Below are 17,596 nucleotides of genomic sequence, written 5' to 3' on the forward strand. Positions count from 1 at the left end.
AACGGACGGTGTGCCGGCGCAAAGGTGCTCCATGACTACATATCTTTACGAAGTGCTTGAACGCCTGGTGGCCTTCGACACCGTGAGCTCCAACAGCGACGCGCCCGCGATGGAGTTCCTCGCCGAACGGCTCGAAGCGCACGGCTTCAAGGTCCATCTCCATCGCATCGAGATCGCCGGCACGCCGCAGCTCAACCTAGTCGCATGGGCTGGGCCGCCGCGCCCCGACGGCCTCGCCATCTCGGGCCATCTCGACACGGTTCCCTACGCGGGGCAGCCCGGATGGAATCGCGATCCGCTGAAGCTCGGCGCCGACGCCGAGCGCGTGTGGGGCCGCGGTACCAGCGACATGAAAGGCTTTCTAGCCGAGTGCGTTGCCGCGGCCGCCACGCTCGACGTCCGCGCGCTCAAACGTCCGCTGGTCTTCATCTTTACCAGCAACGAGGAGGTCGGATGCTTTGGCGCGAAGAGCTTGAGCGGCGCGCTCGATTCGATCCTGGGCGAAACTCCGGCGCCGAAGCTGGTATGGATCGGCGAGCCGACCTCATGGCAAGTGCAGCACGCGCACAAGAGCATCGTACTGTTCGACGTGACGGTGCGCGGGATGGGCGGCCATAGCGGCGCGCCCGGCCAGGGCGTCAACGCGATAGCCGTGGCGGGGCGCGCGCTGGAGGCGATCGGCCATCTGCAGGCCGAGCGGCGCACGCCCAACGCTCGCTTCATCGGGACCTTTCCCGACGCGCCGCATGACGTGCTCAACGTCGGGACGATCGCGGGCGGTATCGCGCCCAACATCATCGCCGAACAGTGCCGCTTCGCGATCACTTACCGCGCGCTGCCCGACGCCGACCCGCTCGAGCTCTACGGCGAAATTGAGCGGCGGCTCGCCGCGCTCGATCCGCACGATTACGCCTCGCGCAATCATCGCGCGGCGATCGAGGTCGGCTCGCCGATGGTGGTGCCGCCGCTGCTCGCGCCGCGCGGCACGGTGCTCGAGCGCGCGCTGCTCGAGGTAACGGGCACGCGCGAGGTCGGCGGGGCGCTGTTCGGGACCGACGGCGGATGGTTCGCGCGGGCCGGGATGATTCCGCTCATCTGCGGCCCGGGAGATTTCGCGCAGGCGCACAAGCCCAATGAGAATATCCGCCGCGCAGCGCTGGAGAGCGGCACGGAGAAGATTCTCGAAGTCGTCGAGCGGCTGCTTCAATAGCGATTCTGCCGCCAGCGCCGGGAGTTTGCACAGAATCCGGACCAGGCGAAGAAACGTCGCCGGCTACCCGAAAGTCGCGACCAGTTCGCCGAGCCGCTCCTTCGCCCCGTTCATGACGGACACGCCGTCGCCCACCAGCAGCGTATCGAAGTCGATCGCAAGAAGCGCCCGCACGCTCTCGCGCAAACGCGCCGGATCGTCCATCACCTGCTCGCGCAGCAGACCGCATCGGCCCGGCGGATTGCCAATCACGGCATCGCCCACGACAAGGATCCTGCGCTCGGGCCAGTGCAGCGCGACCTCGCCGGGCGACTTGCCGGGCACGCCGATAACGACGAACGGACCGACGCGCTCGCTCGTGCGCAACTCGTCATCGATCGCGGCGCCCTGGCTCCGCGCGTAACCGGCGTCGGCGGGATGGATCGCGACTCGCGCGCCGGTGCGCTCACGGATGAGGTTGGCCGCCCGCACGTGATTGCGGTTCGTAAGCAGGATGCGCGCCGGGCAGGCGCGAATGATCTCCTCGAGGTCGGCGGCTGCGGGTTCGACCGGGTCGATGCAGACGTTGCCCGTGGGATGAGGTACGAGCAGGCCGTTGAAATCGTAGCCATGCGGAGTGGAGAACCAGTGCCAGGTGCGAATATCCGCCGCAATCGTTTCCATCGATGACTTCTCCAGTGATATTTTCGGTCGTCTCGCGCACGACGGGTCGCGGACGATGAGCCGCTCCGATTCTAGCGCCGCGGACTCCAGGCCAAAATGACCTACTGCGATATCGCGCCTAGCCATCCGTTTCACGGTCCCTATCACGATCGCGAGTACGGCTTTCCCACGCGCGACGAAACCAGGCTGTTCGAGCGCCTGGTGCTCGAGATAAACCAGGCCGGGCTTTCGTGGTTGACCGTGCTGCGCAAACGCGAAGCGTTCTCCAAGGCCTTCGACGGCTTCGACGTCGACCGCGTGGCCGCGTACGGACGACGCGAGCGAGCGCGCCTGTTGGCCGACCCCGGAATCGTACGGAACCGGCTCAAGATCGACGCCGCGATCGAAAACGCGCGGCGAATCGCCGGGCTGCGCGAGAGCCATGGCGGGTTCGCGCGCTGGCTTAGGGCAAACCATCCGCTTGAGAAAGCCGAGTGGGTCAAACTGTTCAAGCGAACCTTTGTTTTCACGGGCGGCGAGATAACCGGCGAATTCCTGTTGAGCACGGGCTACCTGCCAGGCGCGCATGCCGAGGACTGCCCGATTTACGCAAAGATAGCGCGGTTGAATCCCCCTTGGATGGGTAGGAGATAGAAGCAGTCTGCGCTTGACAGCAGGGCGGGTTCCGTAGATATTGAGAATCGTTCTCAATTTCAGTTGGAGGCCCTAACGTGTTGTCCCGCACTTTCGTGTCCGCCGCTTTCGTCTCTGCCATGTTCTTCCTGCCCGCCGCCCTTGCGCTCGGTGCCGCCGCCGCCAATGCCGACAGCAGCGTTATCGAGGTGCGCTTCGAGAATCATCATTTCTCGCCCGCCAATCTTCAGGTGCCCGCCGGGCAGGCCCTGACGATCAAGGTCGTGAACGCGAGCAACGAGACGATCGAATTCGAGAGCTTCCGGCTGAACCGCGAAAAAGCCGTCCAACCCGGCGAGGCGATCGCCGTCCGTCTGCCCGCGCTCGGCCCCGGCAGCTACGATTTCTACGACGATTTCCATCAGGACGTTCCGCAGGGAAGCATCGTCGCCAAGTGACGGGCCGCGGGGCGTGTCTGCTGGCGCTCGGATTTTGCGCGCTCGCCGCTCAACTGATCACGGTCGGCCGCACAAATCCGCCGGCCTCTTCGGGGTCGCCGCTTGCCGCGCCGGAGCAAATCGAGACGCTTCTGACCCGCGCCTGCTACGACTGCCATTCCAACCGGACGCGATGGCCGTGGTACAGCCGGATCGCTCCTATGTCATGGCTGGTCGCGCGCGACGTCGCCCTGGGACGGAAAGAACTCAACTTCTCCGAGTGGGGTTCCTATTACCCGCAGACGCGGACGCGGAAGCTTCAATGGATGGGCCGGGTGTTGCGCGAACGCTCGATGCCGCCGTGGAGCTACCGCCTGATGCATCCGGCCGCGCGGCTCGGCACCGAAGACCGCGCGATGCTCGAGCGATGGATCGAATCCGGGATTTCCGCGAACGCGCCGCACATCTCCGATTGAGCCTTCGAGTCTCAATTAATTACAGGTTCAAATGATAAACCGCTGCATATTAGCCATTGGTAGCTCGTTTCTGGTGCTTGCTCTGCTCGCCGGCCGCGCTTCGGCGCAGTTGGACCCTTATGAATTCGAGGTGTACCCTTACGCGACCGAGCCCCGCGGAATGATCGAGCTGGAATCCGACAATGCTGTAGTAGCCAACGGCCATAGCCAGGCGGGGACCGGAACCAACGACGCCGGCACCTATCCGAGTCAGGGCATGTGGTACAGCGGCGAGGAACTTACCTACGGCTTGACCGACCGCATCGAGGCGGCCGCTTACGTCACCTTCGCCCAGCCGAGCGGCCATGGCTTCTGGTGGGCGGGCGACAAGTTCCGCCTGCGCGGCCGGCTCTTCGATGAGGAAACACTGCCGGTCAATCTCGGCTGGTACGCCGAACTCGAATGGCACAAGACGCCGCAGTTCGACGATGCCGACCTTGAGCTGGAATTAAAACCAATCATAGAGAAGGACTTCGGCCGGTTATCCCTGATACTGAATCCGGTCTTTGAGAAGCCACTTTACGGAAGGGGACACGATCAGGGTTTCGAGTTTGGTTATCGCAACGGGGTCTACTACCGCTGGCTGCGCTATCTCTCGCCCGGGGTCGAGTTCTACGGCGGCGTCGGGCTGATTGACGATACCGATCCGTTAAGCGACCAGCAGCACTACATCTTCCCTGTGCTTTGGGGCCAGCTCCCTCACGGCATCGAGTACAACGTTGGGCCCGGCTTCGGGCTGACGTCGGGTTCCGACCACGTGATCGTCAAGTTCAACCTGGAGATGGAGACCTTCATCGGCTCGCTCTTCGGTGCGTCGCCCGAAGGAAGCTGGGTTTTCTAGCTTCGATCGGCCGCGATAAGCGATCGCCCGACGCGAGAAGCTGATGCTCAGCATTGCGCGGGCGATGCGGCAAGCTTTCCCTGCGGGGGTGAGTTCTGCGATGTTGTGTGAGGCGGTGCGTAGGCGCGACTTGCGGTGTGGCGCGGATTCGCCCGCATTGGCAAGAGGGCGATCATGAAAATCGGCGTCGCGGCGTTCCTCACCGAAAAATCCGGCAATTCCGGCGCTATTGCGGCTGCGGCCGAGCGCGCCGGCTTCGAGTCGTTCTGGCTCGCCGAGCACCTGGTGATGCCGGCCGCCTACACGACCTACTACCCGCGCTCGCCCGACAAGGTGCCCGAGTTCTACGCGCATCTGGCCGACCCGTTCGTCGCGCTCGCGATCGCCGCACAGGCGACCTCGCGCATCCGCCTCGGAACGAGCGTCTGCCTGCTGCCCGAGCGCAATCCGATCGAGACCGCCAAGGCCGTTGCGACGCTCGACATGTATTCGGGCGGCCGGCTGATGCTCGGAGTGGGCGCGGGATGGTTTCCCGAAGAGGCGGCGATCATGGGCGTCGATTTCAAACGCCGCTGGCGCCATCTGCGCGAGTCGGTCGAAGCGATGCGCGAGCTGTGGAGCAAGCCGGAAGCAAGCTACGCCGGCGAGATAATCAGCTTCCCGCCGGTCAGGCTTTATCCCAAGCCGGTGCAAAAGCCCCATCCGCCGATCTTCCTTGGCGCGCACGATCCAGGGCCTGCGCTGAAACGGGTCGCGCGATGGGCGGACGGATGGATGCCGGGCGGACTCAGCCCCGAGATGGCCGCACAGGTCATCCCCGAGATCAAAAGGATGGCGCGCGAGCACGGGCGCGACCCCGCGCGGATGGAATTCTCGGTGATGCTCGGTATCGGCGCGCAGCAGACGCCGTCCACCGGGGCCCTCAAGCTCTACGCGGCAGCCGGCATAAGCCGCGTGATAATGCTTGCCGCCGAGATCGCCACGCGCGACGGCGTCGAGGTGGTCGGCGAACTGGCGCCGCTGGTCGAGCGTGGCGCGCAAGTCTGACCCGACAGTCCTGCCCGATAGTCCTGTCCGATAGTCCTGTCCGATAGACCTGCCCGATAGATCACGGCTCGATAAATCCGGCCGGGAAAGCTTAATAAACGTCGCGTGCACGCGTGCGCGCGCGGCGAGGTGGACCGCGCATGCGGCCTTGTCGCATCATGCGGCCGGTGGCATAGTCTCCGGGAGAAATGCTCGCACGGGCCGAAAAACTCATTCGGCATAGACGCGCTTGTCCATCGAAACGATCAAAATCGAGCTGAATTCGGTAGTGATGGCGGTCGCCGACCAGGTTTCCTGCGACCTCGAGGGCGAGGCCGCGGTGCTAAATCTCAAGACCGGCGTTTATTACGGGCTAGATGAAGTCGGCGCTTCGGTCTGGCGGATGCTCGACGGGCCGCGGCGCGTGGATGAATTGGTCGACGCCCTGCTGGGCGAATACGAAGTTGATCGCGAAGAGTGCCAGCGCGACGTGATCGCGCTGCTCGGCGAACTCGCGGTGCGCGGCCTGGTCGAGATTAACAACGCGGTCGAGGGTTAGCCGGCGCCGTATTCAACTTTGCAGAATCGGCCGCGCCAAAAGGAGCTGGAACGTCGTAACTTGTGCCTGGTGGTGGTTTTCGCAGTGTTCCCCTGGCCTGACTGGGGAGAGTAAGATTGTTGTCTGAACCTTCGGCGCGTAGGCTTTATGGCCTGTGAGCTGAAAAGCGGCAGGCGGCGCAAGATCAAATCTTCGTCACAGGCGCGTTCTCGGCGACCGCTTAAGTTCCACTACGTCGCCTATGGGCTGGCGGTAGATTCCGACGTCGCGTTGCTCGAACTCGAAACGACTCAGCGCAAATATGCTGCGACGTTTCCCGGGCGATTGCGCATCCGGATGGGTGCGCCGTCTTCCGAGGTCCGCGAGCCGCGCGATTGGCTGCTGCAGACGAGCCTGCCCGACGGTCAACCATGGATGTGGGCCGCGCGTCATGACCATGGCTTCCTCATGCGCTACGTCGGGATGGCCGATTTTGCGGTCAATCTCCGGGGCACCGAAATCACTCTCCTGCACGCCGAACCCGTAAGCTCGCGCGAGACCTTGGGCCATCTGCTGCTCGATCAGGCGCTGCCGATGGTGTTGGGTCTGCGCGGCATCCCGACGCTCCATGCTTCGACGGTGATCACGCCGCGCGGCGTGTGTGGTTTTCTTGGGCCGGCGGGCGCGGGCAAGTCGACTCTGGCGGCGAGCTTCGCGGCTGCCGGATATCCGGCGCTGGGCGACGATTGCCTGGCGATAAAGGAGGAGCGCGGATTCTTCGCTATCCCAGCTTATCCGGGTCTGCGTCTTTGGGCCGATTCGGCAGAGCCGCTATCGACGGATTGGTCGGACGCGCCTTCGCTCGCGCACCATACGCGCAAACGGCGCATCTGGAGCGCGCCTGCGGCAGAGCGGTTTCCCGTGCGTCCGGTCCGCCTCGCGGTTATCTATTGCCTCGTGCGCGAGCCGCGCAACGACGGCGCGGCGCAACAGTCGGAGCCTCTGATCGAGCCGCTGCGCGCCAACGACGTGTTTCTGCAACTGCTCTCGGCGAGCTTCATGCTCGACATCACCGACCGCGCGGTGCTCACGCGCAACCTCCGCTTCATCGAGCGCCTGCTCGGAGCAGTGCCGGTGCGGCGGCTCAGAATCCCCGATGGGTTTTCCTCGCTGCCCAGAGTGCGCGAGGCGGTGCTCAACGACCTGGGTGCGTCCGACCTGGCCGCCGCGGTCGGCGCGAGGTAGGGACGGGTCAGGCGCAGGCGGCCGGTCGCGCGTGACACCGTCGTGAACGCTATCGCATCGACTCTCAGACCCCAGCCACCTAGTCCGAGGCCGAACTCCTGATCTGCCGTGCAACTTCGGCCGCCATGCCTAGCGCGCGCGGCGCCGCCATCGAAGGTCTTTGTACCGGCTCAAGATTCGTGTGGTGCGAGAGGGGGGACTTGAACCCCCACGCCTTGCGGCACCGGATCCTAAGTCCGGCGCGTCTGCCATTCCGCCACTCTCGCGCAAGATGAGCGATTCAATATAGAAAATTCAGCCGGCCATTGGCAGGGTGGACAGGGTGCAGCGCGCACAGGCGGCTATCGGGTTCAGCGTTGCGCGCCTTCGGCTCAGCGCGACTCTTTGACCGGAACGCCGAGCACCTCGCCGAGTTTCGCCGCCAACGGACGGAGGTGCGCCCGCGGCTGGTGAACGCCGAAGTACGGGGACGGCAAATACACTTTCGCTCCATCGGTAAGCTCGAGGGCGATTTCGCATTCGTTCGCTTCGCCGCCGCCGCGCGCCCCGTCGATCCGGACCGCACGAACCGATCCGGTGGCACACAGTTGTTGTCTGCCATAGCTGACGCTGCCTCCGGCCATGATGCTGAGCGGAGTCCTGCGCGTGCTCCAGGACCGGAGCGCCAGGGCCGCGCTGTAACCCGCGACCGCGACGAAAACCGCGCCGATCCACAGGTTCGCCGACGTTCCCTTCAGGTGGCGGAAAAATATGCTAGACAGCTGGAGCATCAGCACCGCGCCGCCGACGAACATCCAGACCGCCATGCCCGAGAAGATCCCGGAAGGCACGAAGATGGAGCGGTCACCCTCGCGTTTGAAGGTGTATAACGCCAAGATTTCCCCCGTCGCTCACCGCGCCGGCTCGCTTCTCATCCGGTCGGAACTGCCGCCCTGGCGCGCATGAACATTATGTTAACAATCCGCCGAACCGTAAATCGAGAGGACCAGCCGCATCTCTGCGGCCGCGCGACCTGAAACGTCGCTGGGACATCCCCACCTTCAAACAAGAGTGTAGTCACGCTCAGAAGGTTGGAACCGAACCCGTCCTGCCGTCGAGCGGCGGCCGGCGAAATGGGCAGAAACATCCCCGTCGCGGACCTGCGGGATGCGTGGTAGTCTGTCCGGGATAAGCCCGGGCCAACGGGCTTGGTAAAAGGACAACAGCTTAGTGCTTAAACAGGTCAAGCATACTGCAACAGTCTCGACGCCGGTGCGTCCCGGCGGCTGCATCTTTGTCGCGACGGCGCTGACAGCCTCCATAACCGCGGTGGCGGTCTTGGTGCTCGCGCTCGCGGTGCCTGCGCGTGCTACGGGTGCGGCGGACTCCGGTCCGGTACTCGCCGAGGTCGGCAATCACAAGATTACCCAGCCCGAAGTCGACGCGAAGATAAAGATTAAGCTTTATGACGCGCGCAAAGAGGCGCTCGACCAGATGGTCGACGACTACCTGCTGCAACAGGCCGCCAAGAAGGACAAGCTCAGCGTCGCGGACTACCTCAAACGGGAGGTTACCGACAAGGCGGCGGCTTCCGTCACCGACGCAACAGCCAAAAAATTCTACGACGAGAACAAGGACAAGATTCCGGCGCTCAAGAGTGCCGGCTCGTACGACAAGATCAAGGATCGGCTGATCGCGGCCCTGCGCCAGCGCGACGTCCAACGGGATCAGGAAGAGCTCATGGCCCGGCTGCGCAAGGAGGGGAACGCGAAGATTTTGCTCGAGCCCCCGCGGATCAGCGTCAACCTGAGCGAATCGAGCCATCCCACGCTCGGGTCCAAGGATGCGACGGTGAAGGTGATCGAGTTCGCCGACTTCCAGTGTCCGTACTGCAAGCGCTCCGAGGAAGCGGTCAAGACGATCCGCGAGAAATACGGCGACCGTATCGAGCTGGTCTTTATGGACTTTCCGCTGAGCTTTCATGCGAATGCGATGCCGGCGGCGAACGCCGCGCGCTGCGCCAATGCGCAGGGCAAGTTCTGGCCGTATCATGACGCGCTGTTTGCGGACCAATCCAAGCTCGATCCTGCCAGCCTGAAAGCGACCGCCAAGAAACTCGGCCTCGATTCGGCCAAGTTCGACGCCTGCTTCGATAAGAACCAGTACAGCGCGGCGATCCAAAAGGACCTGGAAGAGGGCCGCCGGTTGAACGTCAACGGCACGCCGACCTTCTTCATCGACGGGCGCGAACTCGTTGGTGCGCAGCCAGCGGACAGCTTCACCAGCATGATCGACGAGGAGCTGGCCAAAAACAGCGCTCGCGGCAAGAAGACCGCCTCTGCCGACTAGCTGGGATCGCGCAAATTGAAGAGCTGCAATCCGCAGGCCGTCTCGCGGCCGGCGGATTGCTTTATGCCGGCGATCAAACTCACGTGGGCCTCAGTCGCGGGCCTCAGTAAGGATAAAACGCAAACAGCATCGTCGACAGAATATTCAGCATCCACAGTCCCGGACGGACTTCGCTCCCGCGCCGCGCCGCGACCTTGAACCACGGATAGAGGACGAAGCCGGCGGCGATCCCGACGCCGACGTTGTAGGTGAAGCTCATCAGGGCAATTACCGCGAACGCCGGCAGCAGTTCGGTGTAGTCGTCGAAATCGATTTTCCGGATCGGCGCGAGCATCGTAGCGCCCACTATCACCAGCGCCGGACCGTAGGCCTGCGGCGGAATCGCCGCCACCGTCGGCGCAAAGAACAGCGATATCCCGAATAGCGTCGCCGTCACGACCGCGGTCATCCCGGTACGCCCCCCGACGCTGACGCCGGCGGCCGATTCGATAAATGCGCCCGCCGTGGTCGTGCCGGCAAGGGCGGCGAACGTGGTCGCCAGCGCGTCCGCCATCATCGGCCGTTCGATTTGCGGTAGACTGCCTTCGGCGTCAAGCAGTCCGGCGCGTTCGGAGACGCCGACCAGCGTTCCCAGAGTGTCCACTAGCGCCATCACGAAGATCGTCAGCAGCACACCGAAGAAGCGCCAGCCGAACGCCGCGCCGAAGTCGAGCTTGAGCAGAATCGGCGCGGGACTGGGCGGCAGACTGACAAATCGCGCGGGCACCGGGGCCACTCCGAGCGCGAAGGCGGCGGCCGCGGCGAGCAGGATTCCGATCAGGATCGCTCCAGGCACGCGCCACAGCGTGAGCATCGCGATACCGACAAAACCGAACGCCGCCACCATCGCGGGTGCCGAGTTCAGCGCGCCGATCCGAACCGGCGCGCCGGCGACGCCGAGCGTCACGATGCCTGCCTCGTTGAGACCGATGAAGGCGAGGAACAGCCCGATGCCGGCCGCGAAGCTGAAGCGCAGTCCCGGTGGTACCGCGTCGGTCATCCATTGCCGCACGCGGGCGATCGTCAGCAGGGTGAACAGCACGCCTGCGATGAACACCACGGCGAGCGCCGCCTGCCATCGGAAGCCCAGCACGCGCACCACCGTGTAGGCGACGAACGCGTTTTCGCCCATGTAGGGCGCGATCGCGAACGGCCGGTTCGCGTAGAGCCCCATCAGCAGCGTGCCGAACATCGCGGTCATCACGGTCGCGACCATCGACGGTCCTTCGGGGATACCCGCGGCCTTGAGGATCGCCGGGTTGACCGCGACGATGTATGCCATGGTGACGAAGGTGGTGACGCCCGCCAGCATCTCGCGGCGCAGATTGGTCCCGGCGGCGTCGAAGCCGAAAAACGCGGCGAGCTTTCGCTCCATCGATGGCGCTCCTCTCGCTATTGCGCGCGCGGATGAGCCGCGGCGGGCGCGCCAGTATAACTCGCGACGCGGATTTTCATCAGCGTTGGCGGCGCAAGCGGGATGGTGTAAAAATCGCGTCCGGGGAAAAATCCGCGATGGAAAAATCCAGGCGAGGGTCCAAATCGAGTAAACCGTCGCGCGCCGCACGCGGCGCGGGCAAGAAACCGCCGCGCACGCTTGCCGTCGATGTCGGCGGCACCGGCATCAAGACCGAACTGCTCGACGAGCGCGGCCGCCCGCTGACCGATCGCGCGCGCCTCTCGACGCCCGCCGGCGCAACTCCGCGCCAGGTGATCGCGATCATCGGCAAGCTGGCCAAGGGAGAGGGCGGTTTCGATCGCGTCTCGGTGGGGTTTCCGGGCGTAACCAAGGACGGCGTCATCTATAGCGCGCCCAACCTGGGCAAAGGATGGAACAATTTCCCGCTCGAGCGGAAGCTGCGCGACGCGCTCGGGCGGCCGGTGCGCGTCGCCAACGACGCCGACGTGCAGGGGCTCGGCGCCGTTTCGGGCCGCGGGATCGAGCTGGTGATCACGCTTGGCACCGGTGTGGGATCGGTGGTTTTCGTTAACGGCAGTCGCCTGCACCTCGAACTCGGGCATCATCCGTTTCACAAGGGCAAATCCTACGAGGATGAGCTGGGCCATCGGATGCTCGAGAAGAAGGGCAAAAAATGGTGGAACAAACGGCTGCGCGAGGCGATCGAGGATCTCAAGATCGCGTTCAACTATGACCGGCTCTATCTCGGCGGCGGCGATTCCAAGTTCATCCGCTTCGAGCCGCCCGAGGGCGTGAAAATCATCAGCAACGAGGATGGGCTGCTCGGCGGAATCAAGCTCTGGGGCGACCTCGACGCCAAGGCGGCCGCCAAAGCGGGCGTCAAGAAGACGGCCGCCGGAGCAAGCGTCAAAAACGTGAAAAAGACGCGCCGGGTAAAGCATCGGCGCAAGGCGCCTGCCGTTGCCGCCCCCGCCCCCGCAACACCTCAACCGGCGGCCGCGCCTGAAGCGCCGGCCTGATCGCGCAGTTGGATTTTACCGCGAAGGCGCCGCCGCCACCGCCGCGGTAACGATAGCCTGCGCTTCCTCCTCGATGCGGCGCAGATGGTCCGCATCGCGGAAGCTTTCCGCGTAGATTTTGTAGATGTCCTCCGTACCGGAGGGGCGCGCCGCAAACCATCCGTTTTCCGCGATCACCTTGAGGCCGCCGATCGGCGCGTCGTTGCCAGGCGCGTTGGTGAGGATCGCCTGGATTTTTTCGCCCGCCAGGTTCGCAGAGCGCACTTGTTTGGGCGAAAGCCGCCCCAGCATCTCTTTCTGTGCGGGCGTGGCGGGCGCCTCGACGCGATCGTAAAGCGGCTCGCCGAACTCGCGCACGAGGTCGCGATAGATTTCTCCCGGGTCCCGGCTCATCCGCGCCGTCATCTCCGCCGACAGCAGCGCCGGCACGATTCCGTCCTTGTCGGTGGTCCACACGCTGCCGTCCATGCGGACGAACGACGCGCCCGCGCTCTCCTCTCCGCCGAAGGCCAGCGAACCGTCGACCAGGCCGTCCACAAACCACTTGAAGCCGACGGGCACCTCGTAGAGCTTGCGCCCCAGCTTCCCCGCGACCCGGTCGATCATCTGGCTGCTGACCACGGTTTTGCCGACCGCGGCCGATGCGTTCCACCTAGGCCGATGCTGGAACAGGTAGAGGATGGCGGCCGAGAGATAATGATTCGGCGGCAGCAGCCCCGCGCTACGCGTGACGATGCCGTGGCGGTCGTGGTCGGTGTCGCAGGCGAACGCGATCTCGAACCGATCTTTGAGCCCGATAAGCCGGCGCATGGCGAAGGCCGACGACGGATCCATCCGGATCTGGCCGTCCCAATCGCGCGTCATGAAGCGGAAAGTGGGATCGACGGCGTCGCTGACCACCGTCAGGTTGAGCCCGTAGCGCTCAGCGAGGCGCCCCCAGTAATGCACGCCGGCGCCGCCGAGCGGATCCACGCCGAGGCTCAACTTCGAGCCGCGGATCGCTTCCATGTCGATCACGTCGCCAAGATCGCTGACGTAAGCTCCGAGGTAGTCGTGCCTGTGGGTCGTCGGGGCGTGGAGCGCGCTCTCGTAGGGGATTCGCTTTACGCCCTCGAGGCCGGATTCCAGGAACTCGTTGGCGCGCGCCTCGATCCATCCGGTGATCGCGCCCGCGGCCGGGCCGCCGTTGGGTGGATTGTATTTGAAGCCGCCGTCCTGGGGCGGATTGTGCGAGGGAGTGACCACGATGCCGTCGGCGAGGCCGCCTGTGCGCCCGCGATTATGGGTGAGAATCGCGTGCGAGACGGCAGGCGTCGGGGTGTATTCATCGTCCTTCGCGAGCATCACCTCGACTTCGTTGGCGGCGAGCACTTCGAGCCCACTCGCCAGCGCGGGCACCGAAAGCGCGTGCGTGTCGATTCCCAGGAACAAGGGGCCGTCTATCCGCTGCTGCTTACGATAGAGACAGATGGCCTGGCTGATGGCGAGAATATGCCGCTCGTTGAACGCGCGGTTGAATGAAGACCCGCGATGGCCCGAAGTGCCGAAGGCGACGCGCTCCGCCTGCGCGGCAGGGTCGGGGAGTTCGGCATAGTAGGCCGTGATGAGGTTCGGCACGTTGACCAGCACGGCGGACTCCGCCGGGCTTCCCGCAAGGGGATTCGTTTTCATGACTTGCTCCTCTTGAAATGCCGCGAGCGGTTGCTGATCCCGGATCGATGATACAGAGCTTGCGCCTGGCGAGCACAGCCGCCCCGCGGCTTCCCCTTTACGGCGAATCGGCGATAAACTCCGTTGCTTCGGGGTCCGGCGCCCGACCGCCGTTCAGTGCAAGGGAGAGAGACCGATGGCCGAAAAGTTGCGCAGCAAACTGATAACCGAAGGCGTGCAGCGCGCGCCCAACCGCTCGATGCTGCGGGCGGTGGGTTTTCGCGACAGCGACTTCGACAAGCCGATCATCGGCATCGCCAACGGCTACAGCACGATCACGCCCTGCAACATGGGGCTCGACACGCTGACCCGGCGGGCCGAGGCCGCGGTGCGCGGCGCGAGCGCGATGCCGCAGCTCTTCGGCACGATCACGGTCAGCGACGGCATCGCGATGGGCACCGAGGGGATGAAGTACTCGCTGGTTTCGCGCGAGGTCATAGCGGATTCGATCGAGACCGCGTGCGGCGCCCAGTCCATGGACGGGGTGGTCGCGATCGGCGGCTGCGACAAGAACATGCCGGGCGCGATGATCGCGATCGGGCGCATGAACATCCCCTCGATCTTCGTCTACGGCGGCACGATCAAGCCCGGCCACCTCAACGGCCGCGACCTTACGATCGTCAGCGCCTTCGAGGCCGTGGGCGAATACAGCGCGCACAAGATCGGCGAGGCCGAACTGCTCGAGGTTGAGCGCCACGCCTGCCCCGGCGCCGGCTCGTGCGGCGGGATGTACACGGCCAACACGATGTCGTCGGCGATCGAGGCGATGGGGATGAGCCTGCCGTATTCCTCGACCATGGCGGCAGAGGACGCGGAGAAGGCCGAAAGCGCCGCGCGATCGGGCGAAGTGCTGGTCGAGGCGGTGCATCGCGGGCTCCTGCCGCGGCAGATCATGACCCGCAAAGCGTTCGAGAACGCGATCGCGGTGGTGATGACGGTCGGTGGATCGACCAACGCCGTGCTTCATCTGCTCGCGATCGCGCACGCGGCCAACGTTCCTCTGAACATCGACGACTTCGAGGCCATCCGCCAGCGCACCCGCGTGCTGTGCGATCTTAAACCTTCGGGTCGCTACGTGACGACGGAATTCCATCGCGCCGGCGGCGTGCCGCAGGTGATGAAGATGCTGCTCGCGCATGGCCTGCTGCACGGCGGCGAGATGACAATCACCGGCCGCACCATCGCCGAGACGCTTGCCGAGGTTCCCGAGACGCCGCGCAAGGATCAGAAGGTCATCCATCCATGGGACGATCCGCTGTACCCTGAGGGGCACCTGGCGATTCTCCGCGGCAACCTAGCGACCGAGGGCGCGGTGGCGAAAATCAGCGGGATCAAGCACACGGAGATAACCGGCCCGGCGCGGGTTTTCGATCGCGAGGAGGACTCGCTGGAGGCGATTCTAGCGGGCAGGATTAAGAAGGGCGACGTGCTGGTGATCCGCTACGAAGGTCCGAAGGGCGGACCCGGGATGCGCGAGATGCTGTCGCCGACTTCGGCGCTCATCGGCGCCGGACTCGGCGATTCGGTGGGATTGATCACCGACGGGCGTTTCTCGGGAGGAACCTATGGCCTGGTGGTCGGTCACGTCGCGCCTGAAGCCGCTGTGGGTGGCCTGATCGCGCTCATCAAGGAGGGTGATTCGATCACCGTCGACGGGCACAGGCGCCTGCTGCAGCTCAACGTGCCCGAGGAGGAGATCGCGCGCCGGCGCGCAGCGTGGAAGCAGCCCGCGCCGCGCTATACTCGCGGCGTGCTCGCGAAGTATGCGGCCCAAGTGTCGTCGGCGTCGCTTGGCGCCGTGACGGACTGAAAAGATCGCGCAGCGCGCTTGGCCGGCATATCGCCGGCGGCGCCGCGCCGTGCATTGCATGTGCCGCGCCCTCTGCGTTGGCGACGAGTGCTGCACGCAGTCGCGAAACTTGACTTGCTCGAAGCTCGGTCAGTATAGATTGAGAGCCCGAATCTCTTCGACTCAATCAGCATAAGGCGACCTTCTTGGGGGAGGAACCGGATGGTGACTGGCTTACGGCGGCGATTGCTCCGACTCGCTCCAATCTTTGCGCTGATGGCCGGACCGGCGATGGCCCAGGTTCCAAGTAGCCCCACGCTGCAATTTCCATACACCCAGCCGCCCGCCGAGGGCGTCGGCGTGCTCAAGATGCCGGCTGCAAATCCGCACTGGGTGCTGATCAACGCTCCGCTCTACGGCAATTTCATCGTGTCGCAGGTTTACGTGGTTGACGGCGATTCGCGGAAAATCATCGGCATGTTGACCGCCGGGATGATCTCGACCGCGGCGATGTCGCCCGATCACAGCCGCATCTTTCTCGGCGACACCTTCTTCTCGCGCGGCACGCGCGGCACCCGCACCGACGCCATCACTTTCTACGACACTGCCACCCTCGATCCGGTGAGCGAAGTCGTGATCCCGCCCAAGCGCCAGCTCGCCGGCCCCGACAATCTGCAGCTTGCCGCGACCTCCGACGGGCATCTGCTGCTGGTCGCCAATATGACGCCTGCTACTTCGGTAACCGTGATCGATATCGCATCTTCCAAGGTGCTCGGCGAGATTCCGATAACCGGATGCGCGGAGTTCCAGCTCACCGGCAATCGGCAGTTCGCGTCGCTCTGCGGTGACGGCTCGCTGATGATGGTGAACTTCGACGACAGCGGCAAATCGCTCGACGCCAAGCGGAGCCCGGTGTTTTTCGAGCCTGAAAAGGACCCGGTCTATGCGGCGCCGGCGATTATCAAGAGCGACAATTACTACGTCACCTACCATGGAGTGGTTCATCCGGTTGACATGTCAACCGATCCTCCGAAGCCCGGTTCGACGTGGTCGCTGACCAGCGACGCGGAGCGGGCCGCCGGATGGCGGCCGGGCGGCGCTCAGCCCGTGTGGGGACACGCGTCGGATGGCCTGCTGTACGTCCTGATGCATCAGGGTGGTGAGTGGACGCATAAACAAGCCGGCCCCGAAATCTGGGTATTCAACGCGAAGGAAGGCAAGCGCATTGAGCGGCTGACGCTGCCCGAGCCCGCGACCGCGATCTACGTGACGCCGGATGACAAACCGCTTATCTTTGCCGCCACTGCCACCGACATTCTGCAGATCGGGGCACCGCCCTGGTCGCTGCAGATTCTGTCTGCGGAAAACGGCAGATACCTGGGCAAGATCGATCAGATGGGCGGCTTTCCCGCCAACATGTTCGGGCTTTAGAACCAGCCGCGCGGCGGGCAATCGCAGGAGGGATCGAAAATGGACGACCTGGTCGAACAGCTGGCGCGTAAGCTCGCGGCGCGCACCTCCCGCCGGCGGCTCCTGGGGATGATCGGAACCGCGCTGCTCGGAGGGATGGCGCTGCCGCTGCTGCCGGTCGCGCGCATCGCGCGCTCGGCCGCGGCTGCGGATCCTGCCAACGAGCCGGGCGACCAGTTAAGTTGCGATTACTGGCGATATTGCGGCTTCGACGGAAATCTCTGCGGATGCTGCGGCGGATCGATCACCGAGTGCCCTGCGGGATCGATCATGTCGCCCACCGGATGGGTCGGCACGTGCAGGCATCCGGTCGACGGCAAGGACTATATAATCGCCTATCGCGACTGCTGCGGAAAAGAGTATTGCGGCCGCTGTGCCTGCCACGGCGACAAGGGCGATCTGCCTATTTATCGCACCCAGCTCGACAACGAAGTGCTCTGGTGCTTCGGGGTGAAGAGCGGATGGGCGGTCAATTGCACGACCGCGGTCAACCTCGGCGTCAAATCGTAAGGACAGATCCTGCCCAACCCGACAAGTCGAGCGCTGGCGCGATTGGCAGTTTGAGACACGGTCCGCGACCGGCGCGGGCCGTGTCGATTGTGCGCCCAGCATGGCGCGTGACTTAAGAGGTGGAAGTCCTCTGTGCGAGCAGGCCGCGTCGAGCACTAGCGAAGCGCAAAGGCGTCATCGTGAGATGGGGTCTGGAGGAAGCGTGGAGCAAAGCCGCGAGCCGACGA

General features: G+C 64.5%; 17 protein-coding genes and 1 tRNA gene. 13 read left to right on the forward strand and 5 right to left on the reverse strand.

The genetic code is table 11. From position 1 onward, the window contains the following. Positions 1 to 31 precede the first annotated feature (31 nt). Complete coding sequence (locus tag VMI09_05850) at positions 32 to 1,210, forward strand: M20 family metallopeptidase (protein HTQ24201.1); 1,179 nt, start codon at positions 32 to 34, stop codon at positions 1,208 to 1,210. Between the two features lie 63 nt (positions 1,211 to 1,273). Here VMI09_05850 and VMI09_05855 read toward each other — a convergent pair whose 3' ends face one another. Beyond that, on the reverse strand, positions 1,274 to 1,873 hold the full coding sequence (locus VMI09_05855; protein ID HTQ24202.1) for an MBL fold metallo-hydrolase: 600 nt from the start codon (positions 1,871 to 1,873) through the stop codon (positions 1,274 to 1,276). Between the two features lie 96 nt (positions 1,874 to 1,969). Here VMI09_05855 and VMI09_05860 point away from each other — a divergent pair, with 96 nt between their 5' ends. The 7 genes from VMI09_05860 to VMI09_05890 all read left to right on the forward strand — a co-directional run bounded on the left by VMI09_05860 (position 1,970) and on the right by VMI09_05890 (position 7,087). Beyond that, the gene (locus tag VMI09_05860; GenBank protein HTQ24203.1) at positions 1,970 to 2,506 is read left to right on the forward strand and encodes a DNA-3-methyladenine glycosylase I; all 537 of its coding nucleotides are present in this window, start codon (positions 1,970 to 1,972) and stop codon (positions 2,504 to 2,506) included. A gap of 77 nt (positions 2,507 to 2,583) precedes the next feature. After that, entirely contained in the window at positions 2,584 to 2,943 is a 360-nt protein-coding gene (locus VMI09_05865) for a cupredoxin domain-containing protein (GenBank protein ID HTQ24204.1), read from the forward strand. Next, complete coding sequence (locus tag VMI09_05870; GenBank protein ID HTQ24205.1) at positions 2,940 to 3,398, forward strand: heme-binding domain-containing protein; 459 nt, start codon at positions 2,940 to 2,942, stop codon at positions 3,396 to 3,398. Before VMI09_05865 ends, VMI09_05870 begins: the two co-directional genes overlap by 4 nt. A gap of 160 nt (positions 3,399 to 3,558) precedes the next feature. Beyond that, positions 3,559 to 4,278, forward strand: coding sequence for a hypothetical protein (locus tag VMI09_05875; GenBank protein HTQ24206.1), 720 nt, complete (start codon positions 3,559 to 3,561; stop codon positions 4,276 to 4,278). Between the two features lie 174 nt (positions 4,279 to 4,452). Then, entirely contained in the window at positions 4,453 to 5,325 is an 873-nt protein-coding gene (locus tag VMI09_05880; protein ID HTQ24207.1) for an LLM class F420-dependent oxidoreductase, read from the forward strand. A gap of 229 nt (positions 5,326 to 5,554) precedes the next feature. Further along, positions 5,555 to 5,863 (forward strand): PqqD family protein, encoded by a 309-nt coding sequence (locus tag VMI09_05885; GenBank protein ID HTQ24208.1) that lies wholly within the window; start codon positions 5,555 to 5,557, stop codon positions 5,861 to 5,863. 147 nt (positions 5,864 to 6,010) lie between these two features. Continuing rightward, positions 6,011 to 7,087 carry a hypothetical protein gene (locus tag VMI09_05890; GenBank protein ID HTQ24209.1) on the forward strand — a complete coding sequence of 359 codons (1,077 nt, stop codon included), beginning with the start codon at positions 6,011 to 6,013 and terminating at the stop codon, positions 7,085 to 7,087. Between the two features lie 182 nt (positions 7,088 to 7,269). On the opposite strand, the gene VMI09_05895 is transcribed toward VMI09_05890, so the two are convergent. Both VMI09_05895 and VMI09_05900 read right to left on the reverse strand, forming a co-directional pair. Next, positions 7,270 to 7,353, reverse strand: a tRNA-Leu gene (locus VMI09_05895). A 105-nt stretch (positions 7,354 to 7,458) separates the two neighbouring features. Further along, a complete protein-coding gene (locus VMI09_05900) occupies positions 7,459 to 7,962 on the reverse strand; it encodes a hypothetical protein (protein ID HTQ24210.1) in 504 nt (167 codons plus the stop codon). A gap of 334 nt (positions 7,963 to 8,296) precedes the next feature. Here VMI09_05900 and VMI09_05905 point away from each other — a divergent pair, with 334 nt between their 5' ends. Further along, positions 8,297 to 9,415, forward strand: a complete 1,119-nt coding sequence (locus VMI09_05905; GenBank protein ID HTQ24211.1) for a thioredoxin domain-containing protein — start codon at positions 8,297 to 8,299, stop codon at positions 9,413 to 9,415. A gap of 103 nt (positions 9,416 to 9,518) precedes the next feature. On the opposite strand, the gene VMI09_05910 is transcribed toward VMI09_05905, so the two are convergent. After that, positions 9,519 to 10,829, reverse strand: a complete 1,311-nt coding sequence (locus VMI09_05910) for an NCS2 family permease (protein HTQ24212.1) — start codon at positions 10,827 to 10,829, stop codon at positions 9,519 to 9,521. A 137-nt stretch (positions 10,830 to 10,966) separates the two neighbouring features. Here VMI09_05910 and VMI09_05915 point away from each other — a divergent pair, with 137 nt between their 5' ends. Further along, complete coding sequence (locus VMI09_05915; GenBank protein HTQ24213.1) at positions 10,967 to 11,890, forward strand: ROK family protein; 924 nt, start codon at positions 10,967 to 10,969, stop codon at positions 11,888 to 11,890. Positions 11,891 to 11,905: 15 nt separating this feature from the next. Here the strand turns inward: VMI09_05915 and pgm are convergent, their stop codons facing one another. After that, complete coding sequence (gene pgm / locus VMI09_05920; GenBank protein HTQ24214.1) at positions 11,906 to 13,561, reverse strand: phosphoglucomutase (alpha-D-glucose-1,6-bisphosphate-dependent); 1,656 nt, start codon at positions 13,559 to 13,561, stop codon at positions 11,906 to 11,908. Positions 13,562 to 13,736: 175 nt separating this feature from the next. Here pgm and ilvD point away from each other — a divergent pair, with 175 nt between their 5' ends. The 3 genes from ilvD (at position 13,737) to VMI09_05935 (ending at position 17,369) form a co-directional block, all read left to right on the forward strand. Continuing rightward, positions 13,737 to 15,410 (forward strand): dihydroxy-acid dehydratase, encoded by a 1,674-nt coding sequence (gene ilvD, locus VMI09_05925; GenBank protein HTQ24215.1) that lies wholly within the window; start codon positions 13,737 to 13,739, stop codon positions 15,408 to 15,410. A gap of 201 nt (positions 15,411 to 15,611) precedes the next feature. Next, positions 15,612 to 16,820: an amine dehydrogenase large subunit gene (locus tag VMI09_05930; protein HTQ24216.1), complete on the forward strand. Its 1,209-nt coding sequence runs from the start codon at positions 15,612 to 15,614 to the stop codon at positions 16,818 to 16,820. 39 nt (positions 16,821 to 16,859) lie between these two features. Continuing rightward, complete coding sequence (locus VMI09_05935) at positions 16,860 to 17,369, forward strand: methylamine dehydrogenase light chain (protein ID HTQ24217.1); 510 nt, start codon at positions 16,860 to 16,862, stop codon at positions 17,367 to 17,369. The last annotated feature ends 227 nt before the right edge of the window (positions 17,370 to 17,596 follow it).

It is taken from the genome of Candidatus Binataceae bacterium, from assembly GCA_035500095.1.
In the GTDB taxonomy this organism is placed as follows: Bacteria; Desulfobacterota; Binatia; order Binatales; family Binataceae; genus JAKAVN01.

Bases quoted from the DNA above. Each gene is read 5' to 3' on its own strand.
- VMI09_05935 (HTQ24217.1), top strand. From the start codon at position 16,860: ATGGACGACCTGGTCGAACAGCTGGCGCGTAAGCTCGCGGCGCGCACC.
- VMI09_05910 (HTQ24212.1), bottom strand. From the start codon at position 10,829: ATGGAGCGAAAGCTCGCCGCGTTTTTCGGCTTCGACGCCGCCGGGACC.
- VMI09_05855 (HTQ24202.1), bottom strand. From the start codon at position 1,873: ATGGAAACGATTGCGGCGGATATTCGCACCTGGCACTGGTTCTCCACT.
- VMI09_05930 (HTQ24216.1), top strand. From the start codon at position 15,612: ATGGTGACTGGCTTACGGCGGCGATTGCTCCGACTCGCTCCAATCTTT.
- VMI09_05850 (HTQ24201.1), top strand. From the start codon at position 32: ATGACTACATATCTTTACGAAGTGCTTGAACGCCTGGTGGCCTTCGAC.
- VMI09_05880 (HTQ24207.1), top strand. From the start codon at position 4,453: ATGAAAATCGGCGTCGCGGCGTTCCTCACCGAAAAATCCGGCAATTCC.
- VMI09_05875 (HTQ24206.1), top strand. From the start codon at position 3,559: ATGATCGAGCTGGAATCCGACAATGCTGTAGTAGCCAACGGCCATAGC.
- ilvD (HTQ24215.1), top strand. From the start codon at position 13,737: ATGGCCGAAAAGTTGCGCAGCAAACTGATAACCGAAGGCGTGCAGCGC.
- pgm (HTQ24214.1), bottom strand. From the start codon at position 13,561: ATGAAAACGAATCCCCTTGCGGGAAGCCCGGCGGAGTCCGCCGTGCTG.
- VMI09_05915 (HTQ24213.1), top strand. From the start codon at position 10,967: ATGGAAAAATCCAGGCGAGGGTCCAAATCGAGTAAACCGTCGCGCGCC.
- VMI09_05860 (HTQ24203.1), top strand. From the start codon at position 1,970: ATGACCTACTGCGATATCGCGCCTAGCCATCCGTTTCACGGTCCCTAT.
- VMI09_05890 (HTQ24209.1), top strand. From the start codon at position 6,011: ATGGCCTGTGAGCTGAAAAGCGGCAGGCGGCGCAAGATCAAATCTTCG.